At 67.6% G+C, this 12,306-nt stretch carries 11 protein-coding genes; 10 read left to right on the top strand and 1 reads right to left on the bottom strand.

The features are described 5' to 3' along the window. Positions 1 to 27 precede the first annotated feature (27 nt). Complete coding sequence (locus tag NF616_RS03970; protein WP_252271760.1) at positions 28 to 762, bottom strand: ComFC family protein; 735 nt, start codon at positions 760 to 762, stop codon at positions 28 to 30. Between the two features lie 57 nt (positions 763 to 819). On the opposite strand from NF616_RS03970, the gene bioB reads away from it, so the two are divergent. The 10 genes from bioB (at position 820) to NF616_RS03920 (ending at position 12,118) form a co-directional block, all read left to right on the top strand. Beyond that, on the top strand, positions 820 to 1,878 hold the full coding sequence (gene bioB / locus NF616_RS03965; RefSeq protein ID WP_252271759.1) for a biotin synthase BioB: 1,059 nt from the start codon (positions 820 to 822) through the stop codon (positions 1,876 to 1,878). Between the two features lie 120 nt (positions 1,879 to 1,998). Continuing rightward, positions 1,999 to 3,168 (top strand): 8-amino-7-oxononanoate synthase, encoded by a 1,170-nt coding sequence (gene bioF, locus NF616_RS03960; RefSeq protein ID WP_252271758.1) that lies wholly within the window; start codon positions 1,999 to 2,001, stop codon positions 3,166 to 3,168. Next, a complete protein-coding gene (locus tag NF616_RS03955; protein ID WP_252271757.1) occupies positions 3,161 to 3,892 on the top strand; it encodes an alpha/beta fold hydrolase in 732 nt (243 codons plus the stop codon). Before bioF ends, NF616_RS03955 begins: the two co-directional genes overlap by 8 nt. After that, positions 3,885 to 4,676 (top strand): malonyl-ACP O-methyltransferase BioC, encoded by a 792-nt coding sequence (gene bioC / locus NF616_RS03950; protein ID WP_252271756.1) that lies wholly within the window; start codon positions 3,885 to 3,887, stop codon positions 4,674 to 4,676. Before NF616_RS03955 ends, bioC begins: the two co-directional genes overlap by 8 nt. Before the next feature lie 105 nt (positions 4,677 to 4,781). Next, entirely contained in the window at positions 4,782 to 5,471 is a 690-nt protein-coding gene (gene bioD, locus NF616_RS03945) for a dethiobiotin synthase (RefSeq protein WP_252271755.1), read from the top strand. A gap of 94 nt (positions 5,472 to 5,565) precedes the next feature. Continuing rightward, the gene (locus NF616_RS03940; RefSeq protein ID WP_252271754.1) at positions 5,566 to 5,835 is read left to right on the top strand and encodes a hypothetical protein; all 270 of its coding nucleotides are present in this window, start codon (positions 5,566 to 5,568) and stop codon (positions 5,833 to 5,835) included. A 58-nt stretch (positions 5,836 to 5,893) separates the two neighbouring features. Then, the gene (locus NF616_RS03935; RefSeq protein WP_252271753.1) at positions 5,894 to 6,619 is read left to right on the top strand and encodes a putative metalloprotease CJM1_0395 family protein; all 726 of its coding nucleotides are present in this window, start codon (positions 5,894 to 5,896) and stop codon (positions 6,617 to 6,619) included. 169 nt (positions 6,620 to 6,788) lie between these two features. Further along, positions 6,789 to 8,594, top strand: coding sequence for a phenylacyl-CoA dehydrogenase (locus NF616_RS03930; RefSeq protein ID WP_252271752.1), 1,806 nt, complete (start codon positions 6,789 to 6,791; stop codon positions 8,592 to 8,594). Between the two features lie 327 nt (positions 8,595 to 8,921). Next, a complete protein-coding gene (locus NF616_RS03925; RefSeq protein WP_252271751.1) occupies positions 8,922 to 10,214 on the top strand; it encodes a GGDEF domain-containing protein in 1,293 nt (430 codons plus the stop codon). Between the two features lie 125 nt (positions 10,215 to 10,339). Further along, positions 10,340 to 12,118: an acyl-CoA dehydrogenase C-terminal domain-containing protein gene (locus tag NF616_RS03920; RefSeq protein WP_252271750.1), complete on the top strand. Its 1,779-nt coding sequence runs from the start codon at positions 10,340 to 10,342 to the stop codon at positions 12,116 to 12,118. Positions 12,119 to 12,306: the final 188 nt, after the last annotated feature.

Here is a 12,306-nt window from a genome sequence, read left to right as displayed (position 1 = left end):
TCACGATGCGCGATCCGGCGCCGGCGGTCAATCGCCCGGTTTGGGCGTGCGGGCCAGGCAGTAGATGTCCACCCGCGCCGCGCCGGCCTTCAGCAGCAGGCGGGCCAGGGCTTCGGCGGTGGCGCCGGTGGTCAGCACGTCATCGACCAGGGCGAGATGCCGGCCCGCCACCGCGGCGCCTTCGGCCAGGGCAAAGGCGTTGCGCAGGTTGCGCCGGCGCGCGGCGGCGTCCAGCTCCTGCTGGTGCGCGCCTTCGCCCGGGCGCAGCAGCCAGCGGCTCTGCCGCGGTATTTCCAGCTCTGCGCCCAGCCAGTCGGCAAGCATTTCGGCCTGGTTGAAGCCGCGGCTGCGCAGGCGCCTGCGCCCCAGCGGCACCGGCAGCAACAGGTCGGGGCGTGGCAGGTCCTCGGCGAAGGCGTGTTGCAGATGATGTGACAGCAACCCGGCCAGCAGGCGTCCCATGGGCCACTGCGCCTGATGCTTGAAGCGGGTGATCAGGCTGTCGAGCGGAAAGTCATAGCGCCAGGCGGCCTCCACCCGGGCGAACGCCGGTGGCCGCTTCTGGCAGTCGCCGCACACCAGGCCGCTGGCCGGCAACGGCAGTGCGCAGAGCGCGCAGTGCCCGCCGAGCCAGGGCAGCTCGCCCTCGCAGGCGCTGCACAGCGGTTGCGGCGTGTCCGCCGGCTCGTCGCACAGCAGGCAGGTCTGTTTGTTTTTTGTCCAGATGTAAACGTGATTCTCGCGATCAGGTTGACAGCGCATGGTCCTTCCCTTGACGATGCCTCAGCCGTGTCGCACAGCCTAGAACAAGGAATACCCATGAGCGCCAGTATCGCCTCCGTCACCCGTCACGATTGGTCCCTCGCCGAGGTGAAGGCGCTGTTCGAGCAGCCGTTCAACGACCTGCTGTTCCAGGCCCAGACCGTGCACCGCGCGCACTTCGACCCGAACCGCGTGCAGGTCTCCACCCTGCTGTCGATCAAGACCGGCGCCTGTCCCGAGGACTGCAAGTACTGCCCGCAGTCCGGCCACTACAACACCGGCCTGGACAAGCAGAAGCTGATGGAGGTGCAGAAGGTGCTGGAGGCGGCCGCCGAGGCCAAGGCCATCGGCTCGACCCGCTTCTGCATGGGCGCGGCGTGGAAGCACCCGTCGGCCAAGGACATGCCCTACGTGTTGAAGATGGTCGAGGGCGTGAAGGCCCTGGGCCTGGAAACCTGCATGACCCTCGGCAAGCTCGACCAGGAGCAGACCCGCGCCCTGGCCGCCGCCGGCCTCGACTACTACAACCACAACCTCGATACCTCGCCGGAGTTCTACGGCAACATCATCACCACCCGCACCTACTCCGAGCGCCTGCAGACCCTGGCCTACGTGCGTGAGGCGGGGATGAAGATCTGCTCCGGCGGCATTCTCGGCATGGGCGAGTCGGTCGACGACCGCGCCGGCCTGCTGATCCAGCTGGCCAACCTGCCCGAGCATCCGGAGTCGGTGCCGATCAACATGCTGGTCAAGGTCGAGGGCACGCCGCTGGCCGGTGAGAAGGACGTCGATCCGTTCGACTTCATCCGCATGCTCGCCGTGGCGCGGATCATGATGCCCAAGTCCCACGTGCGCCTGTCCGCCGGCCGCGAGGCGATGAACGAGCAGATGCAGGCCCTGGCCTTCATGGCCGGCGCCAACTCGATCTTCTACGGCGAGAAGCTGCTGACCACCGCCAACCCGCAGGCCGACAAGGACATGCAGCTGTTCGCCCGCCTCGGCATCAAGCCCGAGGAGCGCGAGGAGCATTCCGACGAGGTGCACCAGGCCGCCATCGAACAGGCCCTGGTCGAGCAGCGCGACTCGCAGCTGTTCTACGACGCGGCCTCGGCCTGACGCATAACGCCCCCTCTCCCATTGATGGGAGAGGGCTGGGGAGAGGGCGGTCTCAACCCTCTCCCCCGGCCCCCTCTCCCGCAAGCGGAAGAGGGGAGATGGAATCCTATCGAGCCAGCCATGCCTTTCGATCTCGCTTCCCGCCTCGCCGAGCGCCGCGCCGCCCACCTTTACCGCCAGCGCCCGCTGCTGGAGACGCCGCAGGGGCCGCAGGTGCAGGTCGATGGCCGAGAGCTGCTGGCCTTCTGCTCCAATGACTACCTGGGCCTGGCCAATCACCCCGAGGTGATCGCGGCGCTGCGCGCTGGCGCGGAAAAATGGGGCGTGGGCGGCGGCGCCTCGCACCTGGTGATCGGCCACAGCACGCCGCACCATGAGCTGGAAGAGGCCCTGGCCGCGTTCACCGGGCGGCCGCGGGCGCTGCTGTTCTCCACCGGCTACATGGCCAACCTGGCCGCCGTCACGGCGCTGGTCGGGCAGGGCGACACGGTGCTGGAGGACCGTCTCAATCATGCCTCTCTGCTGGATGCCGGCCTGCTCAGCGGCGCGCGCTTCTCGCGCTACCTGCACAACGACGCGGTGAGCCTGAGCAAGCGCCTGGAGCGCGCCGAGGGCAATACCCTGGCGGTGACCGATGGCGTGTTCAGCATGGACGGCGACCTGGCCGATCTGCCGATTCTTTGTGCCGAGGCTCGCAGCAAGGATGCCTGGGTGATGGTCGACGATGCCCACGGCTTTGGCCCGCTGGGCGCCACCGGCGGCGGCATCGTCGAGCACTTCGGTCTGGGGCTGGACGATGTGCCGGTGCTGGTCGGCACCTTGGGCAAGGCCTTCGGCACCGCCGGTGCCTTTGTCGCCGGGTCGGAGGAGCTGATCGAGACGCTGATCCAGTTCGCCCGCCCCTACATCTACACCACCAGCCAACCGCCGGCGGTGGCCTGCGCCAGCCTGAAGAGCCTCGAGCTGCTGCGCACGGAAAGCTGGCGCCGCGAGCATCTGAACACGCTGATCGCACGTTTCCGCGCCGGCGCCGCCGAGATAGGCCTGAGCCTGATGGACAGCCCGACCCCGATCCAGCCGATCCTGGTCGGCGACAGCGAGCGTGCCCTGCGGCTCTCCGCGCTGCTCAAGGAGCGCGGCCTGCTGGTCGGCGCCATCCGCCCGCCAACCGTTCCCGCCGGCAGCGCGCGCCTGCGCGTGACCCTATCCGCCGCGCACAGCGAGGCGCAGCTGGAGCGCCTGCTGGAAGCGCTGGCCGAATGCTGGCCGCAGGTGAACCGCGATGCGTGACCATCTGATCCTGCTGCCGGGCTGGGGATTGGGCAGTCTGCCGCTGGAAGTCTTGGCCGAGGCCCTGCGCGGCCTCGATCCGGCGCTCAAGGTGGAAATCGAGCCGCTGCCCGAACTGAGCCGCGGCGAGCCACGCGACTGGCTGCTGGAGCTGGACGAGCGCCTGCCGCCGCACACCTGGCTGGGCGGCTGGTCGCTCGGTGGCATGCTCGCCAGCGAGCTGGCGGCGCTACGCGGCGAGCGTTGTCGCGGCCTGCTGACACTGGCCAGCAATCCCTGCTTCGTCGCCGGGCCGGACTGGCCGTTCGCCATGGACGAGGGCACCTTCAACGCCTTCGTCGACGGCTGCCGCGCCGATCCGGCCGCCACGCTCAAGCGCTTCAGCCTGCTCTGCACCCAGGGCTCCAGCGAGGGTCGTGGACTCGCCCGCCAGCTTCAGGCCGCCGCGCCGCATACGGAGCCCGAGGTGCTGCTGGCCGGCCTGGAAGTGCTGGGCAACTTCGATGGGCGCAGCGCCCTGCAGCGCTTCGCCGGGCCGCAGCTGCACCTGCTGGCCGGCGCCGATGCGCTGGTGCCGGCCGAGGTGGCCGGCGAGTTGCTGGCGCTGCAGCCGGATATCGAGGTGGGCCTGATCGAGGAGGTCAGCCACGCCTTTCCGCTGGAGCGCCCGCATGAGGTGGCGGCCGCCATCCATGCCTTCATCACCGAGGTGGGCGATGTCTGAGGAGGCGCTGCTGCCAGACAAGCGTCGGGTCGCAGAATCCTTCTCCCGCGCCGCCGCCAGCTACGACGGCGTCGCCGAGCTGCAGCGCCAGGTCGGTGGCGAACTGCTGGCCGAACTGCCGAGCCTTGCACCGACGTACTGGCTGGACCTGGGCAGCGGCACCGGACATTTCACTCGTGCCCTGGACGAGCGTTATCCCTGGGCGGAGGGCATGGCCCTGGACCTGGCCGAGGGCATGTTGCACCACGCCCGGCCGCTGGGCGGAGCCCGCCACTTCGTCGCCGGCGACGCCGAGCACCTGCCCTTGCGCGATGGTGGGTTCGATCTGATCTTCTCCAGCCTGGCCGTGCAATGGTGCGCCGACTTCGCCGCGGTGCTGGCCGAAGCCCGACGCGTGCTACGTCCCGGCGGCGTGCTGGCGTTCAGCAGCCTGTGCGTCGGCTCGCTGCAGGAGCTGCGCGACAGCTGGCAGGCGGTGGACGGCTTCGTCCACGTCAACCGCTTCCGCCGTTTCGAGGATTACCAGGCGCTGTGCGCCGCCAGTGGCCTCGGAGTGCTGACGCTGGCGCGCCGCGCCAGGACCCTGCATTTCCCCGATCTGCGCGCGCTGAGCCGTTCGCTCAAGGACCTCGGCGCGCACAACCTCAATCCCGGTCGGCCGGGCGGTCTCACCGGCCCCGCGCGCATTCGCGCGCTGATGGAGGCGTACGAGCACCTGCGCACCGACCAGGGCCTGCCGCTCACCTACCAGGTGGTGTACGGCGTGCTGCGCAAGGAAGCCTGAGATGAGCCAGGGCTGCCGCAAGACTCGCGCCGATACTCCGGCTGTCGGTAACAAGCCGGCAAGGCCGCGCCGGTCGCGACTGTACCGAATTGGGAGATCAACGTGATGAGTCGAGCCTATTTCGTCACCGGCACCGACACGGAAATCGGCAAGACCACCATCGCCGCCGGCCTGCTGCACGCGGCGCGCCGCACCGGCCTGAGCACCGCGGCGGCCAAGCCGGTAGCCTCCGGCTGCGTGGCAACCCCCGATGGCCTGCGCAACGACGACGCCCTGGCGCTGCTCGACCAGTGTTCGCTGGCGCTGGCCTATGACGAGGTCAATCCGTTCGCCTTCGCCCCGGCCATCGCCCCGCACCTGGCGGCGCGCGAGGAGGGTGTCGAGCTGAGCGTGGCGCGCCTGTTGCCTGCGGTGCGGCGCGTGCTGCAGCGGGGTGCGGACTTCACCCTGGTGGAAGGTGCCGGCGGCTGGCGCGTGCCGCTGGCCGGTGACGAGAACCTCTCGGACCTGGCCGTGGCCCTGGAGCTGCCGGTGATCCTGGTGGTCGGCGTGCGCCTCGGCTGTATCAATCATGCGGTGCTCAGCCTGGAGGCCATCGAGCGCGACGGTCTGCGCGTGGCCGGCTGGGTGGCCAATATCGTCGATCCGCAGACCTCGCGCCTGGACGAGAACCTGGCGACGCTCGCCGGGGGCCTGCCGGTACCCTGCCTCGGACGCGTGCCACGCCTGTCCCGGGCGACGGCCGAAGCGGTGGCGGAGCATCTGGATCTCGCGCCGCTGGGGGTGGCGCTCTAGCCGTTGATCGACCGTCGCGCTCTGCTTGTGCGTTTTTTGAGCATTTTCTGCTTTAATTGCCGGCACGAGTCCGTCCCGCCAGGGAGCCAGCACCATGCAAATCACCGGTAACGCCTTCAACACGGGTCTCAGCGGCATCCAGTCCGGGATGCGTCGCGTCGACCAGGCGGCCAGCGAAATAGCCAGCAGTACCCTGCCCGCGCAGGTCGAGGCCCAGCCGGTCGAGGCGGCCGCCCAGGCCCCCAGCGATCTGGCCGGCAGCCTCGTCGGCCTGACCCAGGGCCGCTACGAAGTGCAAGCCAACGCTCGCGTGGTGGAGACCGCCGACGAGGTGTTGGGCACCCTGATCGACACCCGCGCCTGACGGGTATTCTGCGCCGCGATAGTCATGACGCTCGCCCGACGAGGCGAGGAGGGCAGTGATGCAGATCGGCAGTGCCACGAGCTACGTTGCGCCGCTGCCCTCGTCGCAGGCGGCTCGCCCGGCCGCGTCCGATCCTTCCCTGCCCGCCGATGCACCGGCCGATCCCCGGGCCGCGCCCTCCACTGCTCCACGCGATGACGCCGACAGCCGCGACGGCACTTTTGTCGAAGGCAAGGACAAATCGGCCCGCGAACTGCAGCTGTTGCGCGAGGAGCAACTGCAGATCTCCGAACTGGCCCGCCGTGATCGCGAGGTGCGCAGCCACGAGCAGGCCCACGCCTCCGTCGGCGGCGCCTATGCCGGGGCGCCCACCTACAGCTTCAAGCGCGGGCCGGACGGCAAGAGCTACGCCGTCGCCGGCGAAGTCAGCATCGACGCCAGTGCCGTTCCCAACGACCCCGAAGCCACGCTGCGCAAGATGGCGCTGGTGCTGCGCGCCGCGCTGGCGCCGGCCGAGCCTTCGGCGCAGGATCGACGCGTGGCTGCCCAGGCCCAGGCCCAGGCGGCGACCGCGCGCGCTGAGCTTGCGCAGATGCGTCGCGAGGAGACGAGTGCCGCGGCCGAAGAGCGGGCGCTGAGTCGCGAGGAGCGTCTGGCCGAGGAGGAGAAGCAGGCCAAGGAGGACGAGAAACAGCCCGCGCAATCGCCGCCGCCCGGCCTGGATCTCTACCGGCAGCTGGCCCAGTTACAGGCCCCGCCGCCCGCCGTCGACCTGCTCATCTGAGCGGTATGTGGCAGATGCTTGACAACGGCGTGGGGGTAAACGTATGTTTCAAACGCCTGTTTGAGTGCCTGGTGGGTTTGTGCCTGCCTGGCGCCGGGAGAAATCCCGCGAACGACCGCTCCAGACGGTCACCCTAACACTAAGGAATCCACCGTAGAGGTTTACCGCTATGCCTGAGTACAAGGCCCCCTTGCGTGATATCCGCTTCGTTCGCGACGAACTGCTCGGCTACGAAGCGCACTATCAGAGCCTGCCTGGCTGCCAGGACGCCACCCCGGACATGGTCAGCGCCATTCTGGAAGAAGGCGCCAAGTTCTGTGAGCAGGTCATCGCTCCGCTGAACCGCGTTGGTGACCTCGAGGGCTGCACCTGGTCCGAATCCGGCGTGAAGACCCCCACCGGCTTCAAAGAGGCCTACCAGCAGTTCGTCGAAGGCGGCTGGCCGAGCCTGGCGCACAACGTCGACCACGGCGGCCAAGGCCTGCCGGAATCCCTGGGCCTGGCCCTGAGCGAGATGGTCGGCGAAGCCAACTGGTCCTGGGGCATGTACCCCGGCCTGTCCCACGGCGCGATGAACACCATTGAAGCCCACGGCACCGACGAGCAGAAGCACACCTACCTGACCAAGCTGGTATCCGGCGAGTGGACCGGCACCATGTGCCTGACCGAGCCGCATTGCGGTACCGACCTGGGCATGCTGCGCACCAAGGCCGAGCCTCAGGCTGACGGTTCCTACAAGGTGTCCGGCACCAAGATCTTCATCTCCGCCGGCGAACACGACATGGTCGATAACATCGTCCACATCGTGCTGGCCCGCCTGCCCGACGCCCCGCAGGGCACCAAGGGCATCTCCCTGTTCATCGTGCCGAAGTTCAACGTGAACGCCGATGGCAGCGTTGGTTCGCGCAATGCCGTTTCCTGTGGCTCCCTAGAGCACAAGATGGGCATCCACGGCAACGCCACCTGCGTGATGAACTTCGACGGCGCCACCGGCTACCTGATCGGCCCGGCCAACAAAGGCCTGAACTGCATGTTCACCTTCATGAACACTGCTCGCCTGGGTACCGCTCTGCAGGGCCTGGCCCACGCCGAAATCGCCTTCCAGGGCGGCATCAAGTACGCCCGCGAGCGTCTGCAGATGCGTTCCCTGACTGGCCCGAAATCGCCGGACAAGGCTGCCGACCCGATCATCGTCCATCCGGACGTGCGTCGCATGCTGCTGACCATGAAAGCCTTCGCCGAAGGCAACCGCGCGATGGTGTACTTCACCGCCAAGCAGGTCGACATCGTCAAGTACAGCCAGGACGAAGAAGAGAAGAAAGCCGCCGACGCGATGCTGGCCTTCCTGACTCCGATCGCCAAGGCCTTCATGACCGAAGTCGGCTTCGAAGCCGCCAACCATGGCGTGCAGATCTACGGTGGCCACGGCTTCATCGCCGAGTGGGGCATGGAGCAGAACGTGCGCGACAGCCGCATCTCCTGCCTGTACGAAGGCACCACCGGTGTTCAGGCTCTCGACCTGCTCGGCCGTAAAGTGCTGATGACCCAAGGCGAAGCCCTGAAAGGCTTCACCAAGATCGTGCACAAGTTCTGCCAGGCCAACGAAGGCAACGAGGCCATCAAAGGTCTGGTCGCACCGCTGGCGCAGCTGAACAAGGAGTGGGGCGACCTGACCATGAAAGTGGGCATGGCCGCGATGAAGGACCGCGAAGAAGTCGGTGCCGCCTCGGTGGACTACCTGATGTACTCCGGCTACGCCTGCCTGGCCTACTTCTGGGCCGACATCGCTCGCCTGGCTGCCGAGAAGATCGCTGCCGGCACTGAGGAAGAGGCCTTCTACAAGGCCAAGCTGCAGACCGCGCGCTTCTACTTCGAACGCATCCTGCCGCGTACCCGTACTCACGTCGCCACCATGCTGTCCGGCGCCAGCAACCTGATGGAAATGGACGAAGAGCACTTCGCTCTGGGCTACTAAGTCCGGTCCGACCTCAGGTCAAAGAAACCGCGGCCCCCTCGGGCCGCGTTTTTTTTTTGCGCGGCATTTTTGCCTTGCGGTATCGGCCCTGGCTCAGAGCCCGCTCCGCAGCAGCGGGAAGAACCAGCAGGCATTCGGAATCCCATCAGCAGGTCGGGATGGCTAGACCGTGAGCTGGATAAAAGGCTGGGCGTCGGAGCTGACGGTTCGTTGTGTGCGCCGCTCGCCCCGTGCTCCGCCTGGCGACGGAATGCCAGCGATTTCCGCTGCCCTTTGCCCTCGATACAGGCAAAATGCCGCATCTTTCCGGCCGACTTCGAACTGACCTTGCCTCGTCTCGCCGCCTACCGTCCCGACCATCTGCTCGCCGCGCTGCCGCTGCTGCTGGCGGGGTTGGCCGTGGCGCGCATGGAATCGCTCAGCGAGTTCTTCCAGTCGCTGTTCAATGTCCTGCCGACCCTGCTCCTGCTGCTCGGCGGCGCCTTCTGCGTGGTCTATGGGCGGCAGCGCGAGCTGTCGTTGCTGGTGGTGGTTTACCTCACCTATTTCCTGCTGGACACCCAGACCGATCACTACCGCGCCCACGGCCACGTGCGCGCCGACGCGGCGCTGGTGTTCCACCTGTGCAGCCTGCTGCTGCCACTGCTCTACGGCCTCTACGGCGCCTGGCGCGAGCGGAGCCATCTGCTGCAGGACATGGTCGCCCGCGCCGCAGTACTGCTCGCCGTGGGGGGCACCTTCCTGGCGCTGGCCCGCCGTTTTCCCGAGGGCCTGCAGGGCTGGCTGGCGGAGGTGCACTGGCCGCTCTGGCACGGGCAGTGGATGAACCTGATCCAGCTCGCCTACCCGCTGTTCCTGATCGCCGGCGTACTGCTGCTGGTGCAGTACCTGCGCCAGCCGCGGCCGCTGCATGCGGCGCAGTTCCTCGGCCTGCTCGGGCTGCTGTGGATGCTGCCCAATACCTTCATCCTGCCGCATGCGCTGCAGGTGATGAGCAGCCTGGTGATGCTGATGCTGGTGGCGGCGGTGGTTCACGAGGCCTACCAGATGGCCTATCGCGACGAGCTCACCGGCCTGCCCGGGCGGCGCGCGCTGAACGATCGCCTGGAGCGCCTCGGCCGCAACTACGTGATCGCCATGGCTGACGTCGATCACTTCAAGAAATTCAACGACACCCATGGCCACGACGTCGGCGACCAGGTGCTCAAGCTGGTCGCCAGCCGCCTGCGCCGCGTCGGCGGGGGTGGCAAGGCCTATCGCTACGGCGGTGAGGAGTTCACCCTGGTGTTCCCCGGCAAGTCGATCGACGAATGCCGGGCGCACCTGGAGGCGGTGCGCGATGCGGTGGAGCACTACCCGCTACAGCTACGCGACAAGCAGCAGCGGCCCAGGAGCGACAAGGAAGGGCGTCAGCGGCGCAGGGCTAGCGGCGCGGCGAGCGTGTCGGTGACCATCAGCATCGGCGTCGCCGAGCGCGAGGCGCATCAGCGTGGCGCCGACGAAGTGCTGCGCAGCGCCGACAAGGCCCTGTACGCGGCCAAGCGCGCCGGGCGCAATTGCGTGGTAGCGCAGGGCGAAAATCGACGCGGCGCGGTGCGGGTGAAGGCGGCGGTCGAGTGACCATTCGGCGCGTGACTGGATGTTCATAACTAGAACCTATGTCCTGAAATTGTGTTCGGATAGACTCCGGCCCATGTTGAACCGGCCGCGTCTTTCGGCCGTTCCCTTGTCCCGAGGATCGCTCCATGGCCGACTACAAAGCTCCCCTGCGCGACATGCGCTTCGTACTCAATGAAGTCTTCGACGTTTCCACGCTGTGGGCCGAGCTGCCGAGCCTGGCCGAAGTCGTCGACGCCGACACCGCTTCCGCCATCCTCGAAGAGGCCGGCAAGGTTACCGGCGGCACCATCGCCCCGCTGAACCGCAGTGGCGACGAAGAAGGCTGCTCGTGGAACGACGGCGTGGTGACCACCCCGGCCGGCTTCCCCGAGGCCTACCGTACCTACGCCGAGGGCGGCTGGGTCGGCGTGGGCGGTTCGCCGGAGTTCGGCGGCATGGGCATGCCCAAGGTGATCGGCGCCCAGGTCGAGGAGATGGTCAACTCGGCCAACCTGTCCTTCGGCCTGTACCCGATGCTCACCGCCGGCGCCTGCCTGTCGATCCTCAACCACGCCAGCGAAGAGCTGAAGGCGCAGTACCTGCCGAACATGTATTCCGGCGTCTGGGCCGGCTCCATGTGCCTGACCGAGCCGCACGCCGGCACCGACCTGGGCATCATCCGCACCAAGGCCGAGCCTCAGGCCGACGGCAGCTACAAGATCACCGGTACCAAGATCTTCATCACCGGCGGCGAGCACGACCTGACCGAGAACATCATTCACCTGGTCCTGGCCAAGCTGCCGGACGCCCCGGCCGGCCCGAAGGGCATCTCGCTGTTCCTGGTGCCCAAGGTCATGGTCAATGCCGACGGCTCCCTGGGCGAGAAGAACTCGCTGGGCTGCGGCTCGATCGAGCACAAGATGGGCATCAAGGCCTCGGCCACCTGCGTGATGAACTTCGACGGCGCCACCGGCTGGATCGTCGACGAGCCGAACAAGGGCCTCAACGCCATGTTCACCATGATGAACTACGAGCGCCTGGGCGTCGGCATCCAGGGCCTGGCCCTGGGCGAGCGCTCCTACCAGAGCGCCATCGAGTACGCCCGCGACCGCATCCAGAGCCGCGCTCCGACCGGCCCGGTGAACAAGGACAAGGCCGCCGACCCGATCATCGTGCACCCGGACGTGCGCCGCATGCTGCTGACCATGAAGGCGCTGAACGAGGGCGGCCGTGCCTTCTCCAGCTACGTCGCCATGCAGCTGGACACCGCCAAGTACAGCGAGGAGGCCACCACCCGCAAGCGCGCCGAGGAGCTGGTCGCCCTGCTGACTCCGGTGGCCAAGGCCTTCCTTACCGACATGGGCCTGGAAGCCACCGTGCACGGCCAGCAGATCTTCGGCGGCCACGGCTTCGTCCGCGAATGGGGCCAGGAGCAGCTGATCCGCGACTGCCGCATCACCCAGATCTACGAAGGCACCAACGGCATCCAGTCGCTCGATCTGATGGGCCGCAAGATCGTTGGCAGCGGTGGCAGCTACTACCGTCACTTCGCCGACGAGATCAACGCCTTCATCGCCAGTGCCGACGCCTCGCTGGCCGAGTTCACCGGCCCGCTGCAGGCCGCGGTGAAGAACCTCGACGAGCTGACCGCCTGGGTTCTGGAGCGCGCCAAGGCCAACCCGAACGAGATCGGTGCCGCTTCCGTCGAGTACCTGCACGTGTTCGGCTACACCGCCTATGCCTACATGTGGGCGCTGATGGCGCGCGCCTCGCTGGGCAAGGAAGGTCAGGACGACTTCTACGCCAGCAAGCTGGGCACCGCGCGCTTCTTCTTCGCCCGCCTGCTGCCGCGCATCCACTCTCTGAGCGCCTCGGTCAAGGCCGGCAGCGAGTCGCTGTACCTGCTGGACGCCGCTCAGTTCTGAGTCGCCGCCCGCGCTGAAAAGCCCCGCCTCGGCGGGGCTTTTTCTTGCCCGCGTGTCCGGGCGCGGCGTGTCAAGCGTGCGTACTCGGCGGGGCGTTGCTGCTGCACCAGGCGTGGATGGAGTGCCGTTAGCGGTCTGGAGCAAGCGCTTGGTGAATTGCGACGGAAATCACGCTAGAGTCAGTCGGT

Source organism: Pseudomonas subflava (genome assembly GCF_023823685.1).
Lineage (GTDB): Bacteria > Pseudomonadota > Gammaproteobacteria > Pseudomonadales > Pseudomonadaceae > Aquipseudomonas > Aquipseudomonas subflava.
Note: the sequence above shows the minus strand (reverse complement) of the source record. Positions and strands in the feature narration are given on the sequence as shown.